The organism is Pseudomonadota bacterium, from assembly GCA_022572885.1.
GTDB lineage: Bacteria > Pseudomonadota > Gammaproteobacteria > Steroidobacterales > MnTg04 > MnTg04.
Window position 1 is genome coordinate 1 of the sequence record JACZVC010000002.1, and the last position, 17,024, is coordinate 17,024.

Annotated in this window: 17 protein-coding genes; 3 read left to right on the forward strand and 14 right to left on the reverse strand. The window is 56.8% G+C overall.

Annotation, left to right across the window (positions count from 1 at the left end):
- Positions 1 to 434 precede the first annotated feature (434 nt).
- The 14 genes from IIA05_00820 to IIA05_00885 all read right to left on the reverse strand — a co-directional run bounded on the left by IIA05_00820 (position 435) and on the right by IIA05_00885 (position 14,507).
- The gene (locus IIA05_00820) at positions 435 to 1,112 is read right to left on the reverse strand and encodes a DoxX family protein (GenBank protein ID MCH9025641.1); all 678 of its coding nucleotides are present in this window, start codon (positions 1,110 to 1,112) and stop codon (positions 435 to 437) included.
- Positions 1,113 to 1,176: 64 nt separating this feature from the next.
- Complete coding sequence (locus tag IIA05_00825) at positions 1,177 to 1,944, reverse strand: putative DNA-binding domain-containing protein (protein ID MCH9025642.1); 768 nt, start codon at positions 1,942 to 1,944, stop codon at positions 1,177 to 1,179.
- Positions 1,937 to 2,788 (reverse strand): DUF692 domain-containing protein, encoded by an 852-nt coding sequence (locus tag IIA05_00830; GenBank protein ID MCH9025643.1) that lies wholly within the window; start codon positions 2,786 to 2,788, stop codon positions 1,937 to 1,939. The genes IIA05_00825 and IIA05_00830 overlap by 8 nt, the downstream gene beginning before the upstream one ends.
- Positions 2,789 to 2,883: 95 nt before the next feature.
- Complete coding sequence (gene nth, locus IIA05_00835; GenBank protein MCH9025644.1) at positions 2,884 to 3,582, reverse strand: endonuclease III; 699 nt, start codon at positions 3,580 to 3,582, stop codon at positions 2,884 to 2,886.
- Positions 3,579 to 4,265 carry an electron transport complex subunit E gene (locus IIA05_00840; GenBank protein MCH9025645.1) on the reverse strand — a complete coding sequence of 229 codons (687 nt, stop codon included), beginning with the start codon at positions 4,263 to 4,265 and terminating at the stop codon, positions 3,579 to 3,581. Before IIA05_00840 ends, nth begins: the two co-directional genes overlap by 4 nt.
- A complete protein-coding gene (gene rsxG, locus IIA05_00845) occupies positions 4,262 to 4,903 on the reverse strand; it encodes an electron transport complex subunit RsxG (GenBank protein MCH9025646.1) in 642 nt (213 codons plus the stop codon). The genes IIA05_00840 and rsxG overlap by 4 nt, the downstream gene beginning before the upstream one ends.
- 22 nt (positions 4,904 to 4,925) lie before the next feature.
- On the reverse strand, positions 4,926 to 5,960 hold the full coding sequence (locus IIA05_00850) for an RnfABCDGE type electron transport complex subunit D (protein MCH9025647.1): 1,035 nt from the start codon (positions 5,958 to 5,960) through the stop codon (positions 4,926 to 4,928).
- Positions 5,957 to 7,522 (reverse strand): electron transport complex subunit RsxC, encoded by a 1,566-nt coding sequence (gene rsxC, locus IIA05_00855; protein ID MCH9025648.1) that lies wholly within the window; start codon positions 7,520 to 7,522, stop codon positions 5,957 to 5,959. Before rsxC ends, IIA05_00850 begins: the two co-directional genes overlap by 4 nt.
- Before the next feature lie 4 nt (positions 7,523 to 7,526).
- Positions 7,527 to 8,075: an electron transport complex subunit RsxB gene (gene rsxB / locus IIA05_00860; GenBank protein MCH9025649.1), complete on the reverse strand. Its 549-nt coding sequence runs from the start codon at positions 8,073 to 8,075 to the stop codon at positions 7,527 to 7,529.
- A 2-nt stretch (positions 8,076 to 8,077) separates the two neighbouring features.
- A complete protein-coding gene (rsxA, locus tag IIA05_00865) occupies positions 8,078 to 8,653 on the reverse strand; it encodes an electron transport complex subunit RsxA (GenBank protein ID MCH9025650.1) in 576 nt (191 codons plus the stop codon).
- 34 nt (positions 8,654 to 8,687) lie between these two features.
- Entirely contained in the window at positions 8,688 to 10,358 is a 1,671-nt protein-coding gene (locus IIA05_00870; GenBank protein MCH9025651.1) for a methionine--tRNA ligase, read from the reverse strand.
- 65 nt (positions 10,359 to 10,423) lie between these two features.
- A complete protein-coding gene (locus tag IIA05_00875; protein ID MCH9025652.1) occupies positions 10,424 to 11,500 on the reverse strand; it encodes a type IV pilus twitching motility protein PilT in 1,077 nt (358 codons plus the stop codon).
- A 14-nt stretch (positions 11,501 to 11,514) separates the two neighbouring features.
- A complete protein-coding gene (locus IIA05_00880; GenBank protein ID MCH9025653.1) occupies positions 11,515 to 12,600 on the reverse strand; it encodes a PilT/PilU family type 4a pilus ATPase in 1,086 nt (361 codons plus the stop codon).
- A gap of 146 nt (positions 12,601 to 12,746) precedes the next feature.
- Positions 12,747 to 14,507, reverse strand: coding sequence for a HEAT repeat domain-containing protein (locus IIA05_00885; protein ID MCH9025654.1), 1,761 nt, complete (start codon positions 14,505 to 14,507; stop codon positions 12,747 to 12,749).
- A gap of 648 nt (positions 14,508 to 15,155) precedes the next feature.
- On the opposite strand from IIA05_00885, the gene IIA05_00890 reads away from it, so the two are divergent.
- From IIA05_00890 to IIA05_00900, 3 genes are read left to right on the forward strand one after another with little or no spacing between them, the layout of a single operon-like run.
- Positions 15,156 to 15,356, forward strand: a complete 201-nt coding sequence (locus IIA05_00890; protein ID MCH9025655.1) for a hypothetical protein — start codon at positions 15,156 to 15,158, stop codon at positions 15,354 to 15,356.
- Positions 15,353 to 16,447 carry an iron-sulfur cluster carrier protein ApbC gene (gene apbC / locus IIA05_00895; GenBank protein MCH9025656.1) on the forward strand — a complete coding sequence of 365 codons (1,095 nt, stop codon included), beginning with the start codon at positions 15,353 to 15,355 and terminating at the stop codon, positions 16,445 to 16,447. The genes IIA05_00890 and apbC overlap by 4 nt, the downstream gene beginning before the upstream one ends.
- Positions 16,447 to 17,013: a dCTP deaminase gene (locus tag IIA05_00900; protein MCH9025657.1), complete on the forward strand. Its 567-nt coding sequence runs from the start codon at positions 16,447 to 16,449 to the stop codon at positions 17,011 to 17,013. Before apbC ends, IIA05_00900 begins: the two co-directional genes overlap by 1 nt.
- The last annotated feature ends 11 nt before the right edge of the window (positions 17,014 to 17,024 follow it).

Genomic DNA, 17,024 nt, shown 5'->3' on the forward strand with positions numbered 1-17,024 from the left:
TGGATCAGCAGCCACGCAACGACGACGTAGGCAACGCCGCTGCGAAACACGTTGCGGCGCCTTAGTTCATTGATGAACTGCGAGATGTTGACCATAACAGGCTCCCACCGTCTGGACCAAGAGTAGCTTAGTCAGCCGTTTAATTCAGTCAAAGTGCTTGCGAGGCTTGAGTTCGTGGGTCTATTTTGCCCCAGCTAAGACACTTTTTCGGGGCCACTGGTAACGCGGGCACCTGAGAGACCTGAAGGTCTGGATCGCTCCGGGTATACCGGAGATTCCGTTTCTTGAGAGGATGTGTGGAAAAATCAGGACATCCAACGTCTTTAAAAGGCATCAACACCAGCAGTGGACACTATTGATTGGACAGCATGGCAGCGTTCTTAAAGGTGGAATCCGATAGTGCCGGTCCGCAGGCAGGCGACCTGACCGTCGCATCAGTCGATGCGAAACTTCCTGGCCAGCCAGTAATCGGTGCTGAGATAGCGGCCGCCGCCGATAATCAGCAAGGCCATCAGCATCACCAGGTAAGTCGCGGCAAACTCTATGCCGTTGTTCAGCTTGACGATGGACCCGCTGCCGTTCAGGTAGCGATAGTTGCCGTGTTCGCGCAGGATGGTCTTGGCCTTGGCCAGCCGTTTCGAGCCTTCGATCGTGCGCTCGTTGGTGTTCAGACACTCGACGAAGGTTTTGAACGGGCCAGCCGTATCGTATTCGGTGGTTCCCTGCACGCAGACCGGTGACGGAAATGACGGGGCGATCGCCGCCCAGCCGTTCTTGAGATGAACCGAGTATCCGGCGACGAACATCATGACCATCAGTGGCAGGGATATCCAGCGTACGGCCAGGCCCGCCAGCAGTAAAAATCCACCAATCAATTCGATCCAGATCGACATCTGCCAGCTCAACTCGGGCGGAAGAATATTAAAAGGAAAAGGGAAGCTCTCCAGCATGCTGCCGAAATAATTGGCGCCAGTGAGCTTTTCCCATCCCGACACGATCAGCACCGGTCCGAGGATCAAGCGCAACGCCAGCGAAGCGACACCATCGAGATGGCTGGTGATATTTTTCAGTTGCGCATTAAATTTGCTGACATGGTTCAAAATTGCGGTCATATTTCGACTCCTGGATAGAGATTATTTGCCGCCAGTCGGGATTCTGAACCAGCCCGTTGGGGCGTCAGGTTTGGGTACCGAGAATAATGTCTTTGTCGTGAAGGTCTGCAAGAATATCCTTGCCGCCCTCGCTGACTACCTGCGGGTTGGGATGTTTAATTTCGGTAGCGATTCGGGCCAGGAGTTCACCACCCGTTCCGGTAATTGCAGCGTCCTGGAGTAACTCCAGCAGGCGGGCGGTGACCGCGTTGATCTCCATGAAACCCACCTGGTCGTCGCGGTTCCGATAAACCACCAGGAACGTGCTTTGCCCGGCAGGCTCTTGCGGCTGGTTTGCCGGGGAAATCCGGTGTACCGGGTAGTCGTAAGCCAGCACCCAGGCCAGGGGCGACAGCACCGGCCGGCCGGCCATCAGGTCGCCATCCGGGTCGATGCCGGCAAGATCGAATTCCGCCGTATCGATCTGCAGGGCAAGCTCGACCCACTCATAGTGGGCCAACTCGTTCAAAAAAGGCGGCTCGTCATTCGCGGCCGTGTGCTCATCCTGTAGGTAGCCCAGAAAATCTTTGGGAACCTGCAGAAAATACGGCGTCTGCGAGCGATGTGTGGAGAAATACTGGCGGATCAGAACGCGCCAGCGTTCGTCACCCATTATTTTGCTCAATACCGGAAAGGTTCCGGCCAGCAATTTGACCAGGTTGTTGAAAAACAGGTCCCGATAAATTGTCATTCGCCGGTCTTCGATACCTCCCGGCGCTGGTTGATTCTCCGGGTCGCGAATATGCGCGGCAAAAGCGTGTTGCAATTGCTGGAACGGCAAGCTTTTATCCATGCGAAACTCTCGCCGAGGGCTGCGACCATTTTTTCTGCAACTCGATAATGATATCCATCTCACGCATCAGCTCCGCCAGCGGCGGAATATCGAAGTCGCGTTCGAGCAGGGTCGGTACGACGCCGCAATGGGCATAAGCCTTGTCGAGAAGTTGCCAGACCGGGTCAATCACATCGGCGCCATGGGTATCGATTCGTAAATCCTCGGCTTCCACGTAATGCCCGGCAACGTGAAAGTAAACCACGCGGTCTGCCGGCAACGCGGTCAGGAATTCCTCCGCGTCATAGTTGTGGTTGATGCTGTTGACATAGATGTTGTTGACATCGAGCAGCAGGCCGCAATCGGCTTCCTCGAGTACCGCTTTGATAAACTCTATTTCCGTCATCTCCTGGCCGGGTGCCGCATAGTAGGAAACGTTTTCGATCGCAAAAGGCCGTTCCAGGATATCCTGTACCTGGCGAATCCGGTCGGCGACATGATGGACCGCGTCGGCGGTAAAAGGGATTGGCATCAGGTCGTAGAGGTGGCCGTGGTCGCTGCAGTAACTCAGATGCTCGGTGTAAAAGCGAATGCCGTGCTCGTCGAGAAAGCGCCGCACCTGCTGTACAAACTCGACATCCAGCGGTTCGGGGCCGCCGATCGACAAAGACAGGCCGTGACAAACGAACGGGTATCTCTCGGTAAACGCGCGAAACCGTTTCCCCAGCCGGCCACCGACGCCGATCCAGTTTTCCGGCGCGGCCTCCAGGAAACCGATCTGCTCCGGCGACTGGTTCTCCAGAGGATTCAACAAACCCCGGCGCAGACCCAGTCCGGCGCCTTTAACGGGATAGTTTTCGCTCATTCAGTCCTCCGGACATTCGCTTGCAGGCATCGACCCGTCCTTAGCAGCAAATGACCGCGACCGGCGGGTAATTATTACAAATTCGGCGATCCAGCTTACGCCCGGTCCGTTCGACCGACAAGCGGGTCAGGGTTTCCCTGCTTCTTTTTCGCCGGGTCGGGCTGGCCTGTTTTTTGCCGGTACTCGCACAGGTCCTCGATCGGGCACTGCGGGCAAAGCGGGCGTTGTGCCTTGCAGATGTATCGGCCATGCAATATCAGCCAGTGGTGCGCATCCTGGCGAAATTCTTCCGGGACCAGCCTGAGCAGTCTTTTTTCGACTTCCAGCGGGGTTTTCCCCGGCGCGATACCGGTGCGGTTGGCAACCCTGAAAATATGCGTATCGACGGCGATGGTTATTTCGCCGAAGGCGGTATTCAGGATGACGTTGGCGGTCTTGCGACCGACCCCGGGCAGGCTTTCGAGTTCGACCCGGGTGCGCGGGACCTCGCCGGCAAATTTTTTCTCGAGCATGCGGCAGGTGGCGATGATGTTTTTCGCCTTGGTGTTGTACAGACCGATGCTGCGGATGTGTTTTTTCAAGCCATCCACGCCGAGTCCGAGCATCGCCGATGGCGAAGCGGCGACCGCGTACAGGCCGCGGGTCGCTTTGTTCACGCTGATATCGGTGGCTTGCGCGGAGAGGATGACGGCAACCAGTAATTCGAATTCGGAATGGTAAAGCAGTTCGGTCGTCGGCGTGGGATTGGCGGCTTTGAATCTGCTAAAAATTTCCAGCCGCCTGGCGCGGTTCATGCCCGCTCGCTCGCCACATCGCTGCCCGGTGCAACCGCTGCAAGGCGGGCATAGCGGTGATCCAGGGTATTTTTTAACGCCACCAGCATGCCGAGGCCGATAAATGCGCCCGGGGGCAGCAGCGCGAGGAGAAATCCGTGTTCCGGGTCGAAAAACTGCAAGGTCCAGTTGCTGGCGATATCGCCGAACAGCAAGTCGGCGCCATCCAGCAAGCTGCCGCGCCCGATCAGCTCCCGCGCTGCGCCAAGCACGACCAGCGTTGCCGCGAATCCACTGCCCATTGCCAGACCGTCGAGCAGCGATGGCAGCGGCCGGTTTCGGGAGGCGAACGCCTCGGCGCGGCCGATGATCGCGCAGTTGGTGACGATCAGTGGTACGAAGATGCCGAGCACCCGGTACAGACCGTGAAACCAGGCATTCATGACCAGTTCGATGACGGTTACCAGCGAGGCGATCAGCAGCACGAAGACCGGGATGCGAATTTCGTCCCGCAACCAGTTGCGGCTTAAAGACACCACCAGGTTTGAAGCACAGAGCACAGCGATGGTTGCGATGCCAAGTCCCAGGCCATTGACCAGGCTGTTGCTGACCGCCAGCAGCGGGCAAAGCCCCAGCAATTGAACCAGCGCGGGATTATTGTTCCACAAGCCGGTGTTAACGATTTCCCTGTTGGCGGTGTTCATGGCTGGCTTTCCGTCTCAAACCGGTAACTATCGCCGGCGGCTGCAGCAAACAGCCGTTGTTGATGCTGGTTAAAATACAACATCGCCTTGTGGACTGCCTGAACCACGGCCCGGGGGCTGATTGTCGCCCCGGTGAGTTGATCGAACCGGCCACCGTCTTTCTTCACCTGCCAGTCCGCTGGCAGGGCACTCGCCAGCGACAGGCCAGGAAACTGCTCAACCCAGTCGGAGCGTTGCTGGTCGATCCCATCGCCCAGACCCGGTGTCTCGCGGTGAGCCACGATCCTGACTCCCGCCAGCGTGCCATCGGCATAGATGCCAACCAGCAGGCGAATCACGCCGTTGTAACCATTGGGGGCCTGCGGTGATATGATCAGGCCGACCGGCTGTCCTAGCCGGCGCGCCCGGTAAACGGCGACGCCCTGGTCGCTGCCAAGCAGTTTCGTATCGATTACATCAATGGTATCCGTAAAAAAATCGTTATCGTAGGCTGACGCGGGTATCAACTCGTTGAGGCTGCGCATCATGTACTCGCGCTCGTTCTTTGCTATCCTGTCTGCTGTCAGCGCATAGAAAAAAGTTACGACTCCCACGCCGATTACGGCAAACAAAAACAGGTTCAGACCGGAGCGGCTCATCAACCTGAACAAGTTTCCGCGGTCAGTCATGGCCATAAACCCGTGGCCTGGTGTAATGGTCGATTAATGGCGTCGTCATATTCATAAACAGCACGGCGAAGGCGACACCATCCGGAAACCCGCCCCAGGTACGAATCACGTAAACGAGAATGCCGATACCCGCGCCATATATTTTCTGACCGCGGGGCGATATCGGTGCAGTGACCGGGTCAGTTGCAATAAAAAACGCACCGAACAGCGCGGCGCCGGCGAACAGGTGAAACCCGGATGGCACATAGGCGCCCGGGTTCAGCAAGTACATGATGGCTGCTGTCACAAACAGGCCGAGCAACATGAACGTCGGGATCTGCCAGCGGATGACGCCCTTGTAGAGTAGCCACATGCCACCCAATGCACTGTATATGCCGATCCACTCCCAGCCTTTCCCGGCGAAATTTCCAAACAACGGCCCGTTCTTGATTTCCGAGTAGTTCCTCGCCTGTGCCAACTCGTTCCTCGTCACATCCAGTGGCGAAGCGGCGGTGATCGTGTCCATCGCTTGCCCGGCCGGCAGGTTTCCGGTGAGCAGGTAAAAAAGACTGTCGCCGAAATCGGGGTGGGTAATACCGATGTCCACGTTCAGCGGCGGCAGCCAGCTGGTCATGTAGACCGGAAAAGACACCAGCAAAACCACATAGGCGGTCATTGCGGGATTGAATGGATTTTGCCCGAGCCCACCGTAGAGGTGTTTGGCAATAACGATGGCGAAAGTCGCGCCGGTCGCCGTTACCCACCAGGGCGTCAGCGGTGGCAGCGTGAAGGCGATCAACACCGCGGTCACCAGTGCGCTGAAATCCATCAGATACGGCCGCAATGGCAGCCCGCGCAGTCTTAGCATCGCAGCCTCGGCCGCGAGCGCAACTCCGCCGGCAACGACAATATTGAATATCAGCCCGGGACCGAAGAAATAGACATGCGCGATGGCTGCCGGGATCAGGGCCTTGAGTACCCGTTGCATCATGCGCCGTACGCTGCCCGAGGGCGTGATATGTGGCGCGAACTGGGATTCAAATTTCATTCGCCGAAATCCTGGTCCGGTTCGACCGTTGAATCGGTCTTTGCCTGTGCGCGTTGCACCGAGGCTGCAATCTGCCGTTCGCGTTCCTGCTGGCTGCCCTCGGCGAGCCGTTTTTTGCGGGCGGTCAGTCGCGCCTGCCGCGCGTCTTCCTCGATACTGATGCGTGCTGCGCGGTCCTCGAATCTGTTTTTTGCCAGTTGCGACTTTTGCTGTTGCCGGTCACGTGCGGACAACTCCGACTTGGCGTATCGAAAATACTGGGCAAGGGGGATGTGGCTTGGGCAAACATAGTCGCAGCAACCACACTCAATGCAGGCGCCGACCGAAAGCTTGGCCGCTTTGTCCAGGTCTCCGCCTTTGACCTGCCAGTACAGTTCCTCCGGTTGCAGAGTGACAGGGCATACTTGCGCGCATTTGCCGCAGCGTATGCACGGCATCGCGAAATCGGTCTGTTGCAACTCACTCGGGCCGGCGACCGTGACACAGTTGGTTCCCTTGATGACTGGCAGTTGGTCATCGGTCAGTGAAAATCCCATCATCGGGCCGCCCATCAACATTGCGTCGGCGCCGTCGCGATAGCCGCCACAGGCCGCGACCAGGTCTGCGATGGGTGTTCCCAGCCTGACTTCGAGGTTGCCAGGCAGATGGACGCCTTTCCCAGCAACGGTCGTGATTCGTGAAATCAGCGGCTGCCCATCAATCAACGCGTGTTTGATCGCCAGCGCCGTACCGACATTCTGCGACAAATAACCGATGTCCTGTGGTAAGCCGTCATGGGGTACCTCCTGGCCGGTCAGAACCTGCACCAGTTGCCGCTCTCCGCCGGCGGGATATATCGAGTATATTTTTCGCAGGACGATGCGCTCGTCGCCAATCCTGGCTAACGCTTTTTCGAGTGCGGCTATGGCTCTTTGCTTGTCTCGCTCAATGCCAATCAGCGCTCTTGGCGCAGACATCGCGTGCAGCATGATCTGAATCCCGGTTATCAAATCATCCGCATGCTCCCTCATCAACATGTCATCGCAACTGATAATGGGTTCGCATTCGGCGGCATTGACGACCAGAGCCTTGATGCCCCTGTCTTCGGCCTTGGACATCTTGGCAGCCGTCGGGTACATCGCGCCGCCGAGCCCGGTGATGCCGGCCTGGTGAATCCGGTCCTGGATTTCCTCCGGGCTCAGCGACAGGTAATCCACGCAGGCAAGGCCAGTATCGATCGCATGGTCCTTGCCGTCCGACCTGAGTACTACGCACAGCGCGCTAAGACCACCCGGATGCGGAACCGGGTGCATGCCTATGGACTCTACAGTTCCCGATGTCGGCGCATGCACCGGCGCCGACACCTCGCCATCGGCCGCGCCGATCGGCTGCCCTTGGAAAACTTTGTCGCCGGCCTTTACCAGCGGTATGGCCTCGCGACCGATGTGCTGGCTCAGCGGAATCACCAGTTTGTCCGGAATCCCAACGTGTCGAATCGGGGTCAACGTGGATTGAATCTTGTTGGGTAAAAGTTTCAGGCCGCCCCTGAAACGACGTGGCATGACTTTGTCTTGCTGTTCCATGATCTTACTGGCCGACCCGCTGTTCCGGGCTGGGCCATTTCCAGCTACCCGGTTGCGGCTCCGGGACAACCATATCGATACAGTCAACGGGGCAGGGCTCCACACACAGATCACAACCGGTACACTCGGACTCGATCACCGTGTGCATCTGCTTGCTGGCGCCCAGTATGGCGTCCACCGGGCAAGCCTGAATGCAGAGCGTGCAGCCGATACACAGATCTTCATCGATGACTGCTATTGTGAGCGGTTTTTCTTCGCCATAATCGGGATCGAGCGATTTGATATCCCGGCCGAGCAGCTTGGCCAGCGCCTGGATCGTCGCTTCGCCGCCAGGCGGGCATTGGTTGATATCCGCCTCGCCCGCGGCTATTGCCTCCGCATAGGGCCGGCAACCCGGGAAGTTGCACTGGCCGCACTGTGTTTGTGGCAGCAGGTTGTTGATCTGCTCGACTACCGGGTCTTTGGTAATTCTGAATCGGTTCGCGGCAAAGCCAAGCGCCAGTCCCAAAGCGAGCGCGAGCAAGCCGATTGTAATGATCGCGATCAAGACTATGCCTAGACCAGCCCGCTAAAGCCGATAAAAGCGAGCGCCATAATCCCCGCCGTGATCAGCGCGATCGATGCGCCCTTAAAGGGCTGTGGTATATCGGCAAGTTCAATTCTTTCGCGGATCGCGGAAAAGAAAACCAGGACCATCGAAAACCCGAGCGCGGCCCCGAAGCCGTACAGCAGCGACTCCACGAAGCCATGTGATTCCTGGACATTCAACAAGGTCACGCCGAGTACCGCGCAATTGGTGGTTATCAGCGGCAAATATATTCCAAGGATCTGATAAAGCAGAGGGCTGGACCGCCGCACCAACATTTCCGTGAATTGAACCATTGCGGCGATGAGCAAAATAAAAGTAATCGTCCTCAGGTAGGTCAGCCCCAGCGGTTCGAGCAGGTAATGATGCAGGAGGTAGCTGGCCGCGGAAGACAAGGTAAGGACAAAAGTCGTCGCCAGGCCCATGCCCACGGCGCCATCCAGTTTCCGCGACACGCCCATGAACGGGCACAGGCCAAGAAACTTCACCAGTACGAAATTGTTGACCAGAACGGTACTGACGATAATCAAAGCCAGTTCGCTCATCTCATACCTTGATGCTGATCATGTAGTCCCGCTCTTAGTGATTGGCCGATGGCGCCAGTCCTTCACGTGACGCCAGCAGAATTTTTTCGATATCCGCCGTCTCGATTCTTCGGGCCAGAGGCTTGAACGGATTGATTGCACTCCCCAGTTGCGGTTTTTGCAAATCGTTCCAGATCAATTCGCCGGATTGCAGAAAATCCTCGGCATTGGCAACGAGTTCGGGCAACACCGGCTTGAGATAAATGCAAAGCTGCCTGAAATGATTGAGACCCTGTGTACAGACGGCCAGAATCTTTTGTTCGTTGCCTTCGCCCTTGGCGAGGACCCACGGCTTGTTTTCATCGATAAAACGATTTGCCTCGTCGGCCAGCGCCATGATCTTGCGAATAGCCCGCGAGTATTCGCGTTTCTCGTAGGCATCGGCGATAGTCTCGGACGCATCCGCAAAGCGGGCAAACAAATCCGGATCCGGTAGCTCGGTAGCCAGTTTTCCATCGGCCAGCCTCTGAACGAAGCCGGCGCAACGACTGGCAATATTGACCAGCTTGCCGACGACGTCGCTGTTTACGCGTTGCCTGAAATCCTCGAGATTCAAATCGAGGTCGTCGATGCCGGGCCCCAGCTTGCCGGCGAAATAATATCTGAGGTACTCGGGGTCCAGATGCTCCAGGTATGTCCTGGCCGTGATAAAAGTACCGCGCGACTTGGACATCTTGGCGCCGTTGACGGTCAGGAAACCATGCGCCAGCACCGCGGTCGGAATCCGGTAACCGGCCCCATGCAGGACGGCCGGCCAGAAAAGCGCATGAAAATAAATGATGTCTTTGCCGATAAAATGATAAAGTTCGGTGCTGCCGCCTGGTCGCCAGTAACTGTCGAAATCGATGCCTTCGTTGCGGCAATACTGGAGAAAGCTCGACATATAACCGACCGGGGCGTCCAGCCAGACGTAAAAATACTTGCGGTCTTCCCCTGGAATTTCGAAGCCGAAATAAGGCGCATCTCGTGAAATATCCCAGTCGCGCAGACCCGCTTCGAACCACTCGTCCAGTTTGTTGACTATGCTGGTATGCAATTGGCCGCTGTGTATCCATTCACGCAGCATGGTTGCAAAATCGGCAAGCCGGAAAAAAAGGTGTTCGGACTCTTTTTTCACCGGCGGATTTCCCGAAACGACCGAAATCGGGTTGACCAGTTCGGATGGCGAATAGGTCGCGCCGCAGACCTCGCAGCTATCGCCGTACTGTTCGTTCGCGCCGCACCTGGGGCAATTGCCGCGTACATACCGGTCGGGGAGAAACATGTTGCGCTGTTCGTCAAAGGCCTGGTAGATTTTCTTGCGGGTGATGTGGCCGTTCTCCACCAGGGTGGCGAAAATACTTTCTACAAGTTGGCGATTTTCCTCGGAATGGGTACTGTGAAAGTTATCCATTTCGATATGGAAATCCGCATAGTCCCGCTCGTTGCTCCTGGCAACCCGGGCTACGAGTTCTTCCGGTGTGATGCCTTCTTTTTCCGCGGTCAGCATGATCGGCGTGCCATGGGCGTCGCTGGCACAGACAAACACACAGTCATTGCCGCGCAGCTTTTGAAAACGCACCCAGATATCTGTCTGCACGTATTCCAGCATATGGCCGAGGTGCAAGGGGCCGTTTGCATAAGGCAGGGCGCTGCTCACCAGGATCTGGCGTTTTTGTCTACTCATTATGGTTCAGCGCCCGGAGTGTTCGTTAAGCCGTTGTGTATCAAGGGCGGATTATGCCACAAGGGTCAGCCATTTCGGGGCGCTTCCAGCTCTCTGATCTCCTCGAATTTCTTCTTGTCGAGCGCCTTCATATAGGCCTCTTCGGCGGAGATTGTCCCTTTGTTGTACAAAGACATCAGCGACCCGTCCATGGTGCACATGCCAACGCCGGCGCTGCTCGCCATCGTGTTTTCCAGCTGGTCCAGTTTTCCCTGGCGAACCAGGTTGGAAATCGCCGGATTGTTGATCAGTATGTCCAGGGCGGCGACCCGGCCGTCCTTGTCGCTTCGCCTGACCAGTTGCTGTGAAATCACGCCCCTCAACGATGTCGACAACATCGACCGAACCGGGCCTTGCTTTTCCGCCGGAAAAGCATGAACGATCCGGTCGACGGTAGCGGCCGCGCCGTTCGTGTGCAGGGTTCCCATGACCAGGATTCCCATTTCGGCCGCGGTAACCGCGATACTCATCGTTTCAAGATCGCGCATTTCGCCAACCAGGACGACATCCGGGTCTTCGCGCAACGCAGATTTGAGGGCGGCAGCAAAACTGTAGGTGTGCGTCCCGATTTCCCGCTGGCTGATCAGGCAATTTACCTGTTTGTGAATGAACTCGATCGGGTCTTCGATCGTAATGATATGACCTTTGATGCGTTTGTTGATGGCATCGATCATCGCCGCCAGCGTCGTCGATTTGCCGGAACCGGTTTTTCCAGTGACCAGTATCAGACCGCTGGACGAGCGGCAAAGCTCGCCAACGACGGTCGGCATGCCAAGGTCGACCAGCGTCAGGGTCTTGCTCGGGATGGTCCGGAAAATACCGCCCAGTCCACCGAGGTGGCGGAAGATATTGACCCGGAATCGGGCGATGTCACCCAAGGTATAGGCGAAATCAGCGCCGTCGTGCTTGTCCAGCGCCTTTTGCGCCTTGGGAGTCATGATCTGCCCAAGTTCGGTCTCGGCTTCTTCCTGGCCAAGGGGTTCCGGGCGGAGTGTATGCAGGTCGCCGAACTGCCTGATACGGGGTGGGTCTCCGGCGACGAAATGCAGGTCGGAGCCGTTTTTTTCCACCGTCTCCTTTAGCAACTCTTCGATCAGGCTCACAGGCAATCTCCGTTTCAGGTTTCGAATCTGGGCATCAGGCTGGCATCGGTGACAAAACGCTTGAACAAGGATTTATCCTGCGCAAAGGTCACCGCATGGTCCGGGTCGATCTCCTTGGCCTCAATGGCGTCAAGCAAGGCCTGATCGAGCATTTGCATCCCCAGGTTCTTGCCGGTTTGCAACTGGGACGGGATTTGGTGGGTCTGGTCCGTCGAGATGAGTTTGGCGATAGCCCGGGTCATGATCATGATTTCCAGGATTGCCTTGCGGCCCCTGGAATCCGGTGTCCTGACAAGCACCTGGGAGATCACAGCGATCAGACCCTGGGTCAGAAACGCTTTGGTTTGTTCGCGGAGGTCGGCCGGCAAAGCGTCGATCATGCGGTCTATGGATTTTACAGCCCCGGTCGTATGCAAGGTGCCGAGAACGAGATGCCCCGTTTCGGCAGCGGTCATCGCCATTGAAATGGTTTCCTCGTCGCGCAGTTCGCCAACCAGAATCACATCCGGATCCTCGCGCATTGCGGCTCGGACGCCATCGGCAAAGGAGTGTATATGGGTGCCCAGTTCCCGCTGGATAATCTGCGAGCTTTTGCTGGCATGGACAAATTCGATCGGGTCTTCCAGGCTAATGATATTCACCCGACGATTTCGATTGATGTAATCGATCATCGCGGCGAGGGTTGTCGATTTTCCGGTGCCGGTCGAACCGGTAACCAGGATCATGCCCTGATGATAGTCGCAGAGTTTCTTTACGATTGGCGGCATGCCAAGTTCGTCCAGCTCCGGTACCTCGTCCGGGATGTGTCTGAAGGTTGCGCCAACACCGGTTTCCTTGCGAAAAATATTGACCCGGAACCGGCCGCCGTCTTCACTGACATAGGCGAAGTCCAGGTCGCCACCCGTGTCAAACCGGTCACGCTGGTTTTCGGTCAGGATTTCGTCGACATATCCTTGCAGTTCAGTATCGCCAAGATCGCGAAAGCGGATTGGAGTCAGGTCGCCATTCAGCCTGAGCATCGGCGGGACGCCGACCGCGAGGTGGATATCGGAGCATCCTTGCTGCAGGCCGAGTTTCAAAAACGCATCGATTCTTGCCATCAGCGCACGCCTACCGGCATTTCAGGCAACTTTCCCAGGGTAACGGGGGTAACCGCCCGCCGTTGCACGCCGCCGGAATTATCGGCATTGCTCGATCGTCTGCTGCTCATTTGAATCCACCCTGAATGATTCCAGGGCCTAGAATATCAAAGGTACGCGTCCATTGCCTGATAGATATCATCCATGGATTCATGTCTATCCTTGGGGTCCAGCGCCATGGCCTTGCGGATGATTTCGCTCAGTTCCTGCGGTATCTTGTCGTTGACCTCGATGGCTGATGGCGCCTTGCCCTGTACATGCTGGTACATCACCGACATGTGGTCACCGCGGCGGTATGGCGGTACACCGGTCAATAATTCGTAAAGAATTATGCCAAGGCTGTAGATATCCGCCTGAACGTTGACTTTCTTGCCAAGAATCTGTTCCGGGGCCATGTATTTCGGTGAACCGATCACGTAGCCGGTCTTGGTCAGTTGGGTGTCGCCGCTTTTTTGTGCTGCCGCGACGCCAAAATCCACGATCTTCAGCAGGCCTTCCTCGTCGATCAGAATATTTGCCGGTTTCAGATCCCGGTGGACGATGCCGGCGGCGTGGGCGACGGCCATACCGGTGGCGATATCACAAGCGAAACGTACGGCCTTTTTGGTAGCCAGCGGTTTTTCATCGATAACTTCGCCACCCAGCGTATGCGACGGAAAATATTCCATCGAGATGGCATACAGGCCCTGCAGGAAAAGAAAATCATAGATTCGAATGACGTTCTTGTGGGTGATTTTTCTTGAGTAACGCAACTCATGTACGAAGCGCTTGAGCATTTCTTCATCCGATGAAATATTCGGATTAAGAAATTTGAGTACCAGTTGTTCTTCTACCACGCTGTCTTCAACCAACAACACGGTACCGAAAGCGCCTTTGCCGATCTGGGTGATGAATTTGTAACGGTCTGCGATGACATCGCCTGGTTTCAGGGTGGTAATGTCCAGAATCTTGGCTTGCTCAGCTGCCATGATGACTTCAGCGACTTCGCGGCTATCCATGAGCAAGGTATGGTCAGGTTCGGCATATTGTGCGACCTCCTCATCCGAGAGAACCGCCGTATCCGAGAAACGCCGATCGAGTTTCTTCACTGCCCTGTTTGCGGCGCGATTGACGGTTTCATCCTTGCTACCGGCGTGGGCAGCTATGGCTTTCCGGACGGTCTCTGAATGGCTCGCATCCGCCAGGCTGGACAGGGCCGCCATGGCTTCCAGCCGGATTGCTTTTTCCTCCCGGTCCAGCAACGGCAGTACCGTATCGATGCATTCCGCATCGCCAATCTTGCCGAGCGCGCGGATAATGACCGGCATTGCCTGGTGGTTGGATTTCACCATTTCGACCAACGCCGGCACCGCTTCCTTGCTGCCGATTTCGGCCAGTGCGTCTACCGCGCGTTCACTGACCCACCAGTCCTTGTCTTTGGTTGCGGCAATCAGTTTGCCGATGGCTCGTTCGTCGCGCGTCACATTGAGGATTTCGATAGCCGCCCGCCTTATGCCTTCGTCCTTGTCGCCGATCAGTTCCATTACCGCATCCACGACCCGCGATCCGCCGATTTTTGCCAATGCGTCGGCCGCGCGGGATCTCACCCACCAGTCTTCATCGGCGATGGCTTCCAGCAGATGCTTGATCGAATTGGCATCGCCGATTTCGTTCAGCACCTCGACGGCCGCTCGGCGAACAAATTCGGACTCGTCTTTGAGGATGTGGATCAGGTGCTTGACGGTGTCGGGGTGGTTGATCTTGATCACCAGGTCGATTGCCTTGTTTTGCACCTCCAGATCCGGGTCGCGCAACAATCGCATGACCGCTTCCGAATCGATGTCTCCGTCCATGTGGCTTAACGCGGTCAGCGCCGCCTGGCGGACCATCTTGTTCCTGTTGGCGAGCTGCTTTTCGAAGCAGCGTCTGACCTCGGGCTTGTTGTAGCGGTACAGGAGATTGATGATGTGTACCTTGGCTATCGAGTCCTTACCCTCCATGCGTTCGATCAGGTCAGGCACCATGTCTTCATTGACCAGGCTCGCGATCAGGCCAAAGATCGCCGCTTTTTCGTGCGGCTCGACCTTGTACGCCACGCGCAAAAGCTCGTATACGTTCAGACGTTTGTTGTTGTGTTTGAGGATGCTGATGACGGCTGCCTTGTTGGTGTCCGGATCGCGGAGCAATTCCAGCAGTAATGAAGGGTTGTACTGATTGCTGCTGGTCATGGCCCAGGCGATGCCGGCGACCACCCGCTCGTTGTTTTCCTTCAGTCCCTCTCCGTACAGGGGAAAAGTCTTATCGGTGAGCGTCTGCGACAGGACATCGACATAGGCTACGGTATGTTTCTTGTCGGCATGCGCAAGGGCCTCCAGGACCGGTGGAATTGCGCTGCCACCGAGGGCGGACAGCTTCTCCAGCGCTTTCAAGGCCGCCGGCGATTCCACCTCGCCCAGTTCCAGAACCTGGGACATAAGGCGTTCGGCCCGCAGGGCAGAAAGAAACTTCATGGATTGTATGTCTCAGTCGTCATAACTATGCTGGCCTCGCTGTCTGGCGGCCATGCCACGCCTGCGGTGAATATCCACGGTTTTCAGGGAGTTTGCACCAATATTTGCGGCATTATGCCACACGGCGGCCAGCAAAATAGCGACATGAATCACAGCCCTCAATTGTTCAGTGACAAGCTGGGACAGGGTACAATAGCCTACCTTTCTGTGATTTCCATCTGCCAATGAAAAATGACATCGATCCGGGGCTTGGCAAAGTTCTCGCGGATTTTGGTGAAAGCGAGCTTGGGTACCCGCTTGCCGATGTGGCTAAGGTCGTCAATGTGAACAAGGCGGACGGTGGCCTGGCCGTCGAGATCAGCCTGGGGTTTCCCGCGGACCGGTACCGGGACAAGCTGATTGCTGAGCTGACTCCGTTGATCGAGAAACAGCTGGGGCTAAGCCCGGTCAAGCTCAGGATAGCCTGGCGGGTGGCGGCGCATGCCGTCCAGGCCACTTTGAAACCGCTGGGGCAGGTGAGAAACGTCATCGCGATTGCCTCCGGCAAGGGCGGGGTCGGCAAATCGACGACTGCGGTCAACATCGCATTGGCCCTGGCGCGAGAGGGAGCAAAAACCGGCATCCTGGACGCCGATATTTATGGCCCGAGTCTGCCGCTAATGCTGGGTCTGGGCGGGCAACGTCCCGGCAGCACCGATGGCAAGACCATGCAACCCCTGCAGGCGCATGGGATCAGCGCCATGTCCATCGGCTTTCTGATCGACCAGGAGCAGGCGATGGTCTGGCGCGGGCCGATGGTCACCCATGCGCTGACCCAACTGATAACCGATACCGTGTGGGGTGAACTGGACTACCTGATCGTCGATATGCCGCCAGGCACCGGCGATACCCAGCTAACCCTCTCGCAAAAGGTGCCGCTAAGCGGCGCCGTGATCGTCACCACGCCACAGGACATCGCCTTGCTCGATGCCCGCAAGGGTTTGAAGATGTTTGGGAAAGTTTCAGTCCCGGTACTCGGAATCGTCGAAAATATGAGTACCCACATTTGTACGCAATGTGGCCACGAGGAACACGTTTTTGGCAGTGGCGGGGGACGGGAAATGGCGGAGCAATACAAGGTGCCATTGCTGGGTTCCCTGCCGCTGGATATTCGCATCAGGGAGCACGCAGACGGCGGTAATCCAACCGTCGTCGCCGACGAGGAGAGTCCGCTGGCCAAGCGTTACCAGCAGATTGCGCTGAGAATGAGCGTTCAACTCGCGGCAAAGCGCAGGGATTACAGTCACCTGTTCCCGAAAATCAGTATCGAGGACCGCTAATGAGCATCAAGTCAGACAAGTGGATAAGACGCATGGTTGCCGAGCATCGCATGATCGAGCCGTTCGAAGCGGGGCAGGTCAGGAAAAACGGCAACGGCCCGGTGGTGTCATACGGGACTTCCAGCTATGGCTACGATGTGCGTTGCGCCCCTGAATTCAAGATATTCACGAATATCAATTCCGCTATTGTCGATCCCAAACATTTTAAGACTGACAGTTTTGTCGATCTGAAATCCGATGTTTGCATTATTCCGCCAAACTCATTTGTGCTGGCCAGGACGATCGAGTATTTCCGGATACCGCGCCGGGTACTGACCATTTGTCTCGGAAAATCAACTTACGCGCGCTGCGGAATCATCGTCAATGTCACGCCGCTGGAGCCGGAGTGGGAGGGCCATGTGACGCTGGAATTTTCCAATACTTCGCCACTGCCGGCCAAGGTCTATGCGAACGAGGGCGTTGCCCAGATGCTGTTTTTTGAGTCAGATGAAGATTGCGAGACTTCCTACCTCGATCGCGGCGGAAAATACCAGGGCCAGACCGGGGTTACCCTGCCAAAGGCCTGATCGGCGGGCCA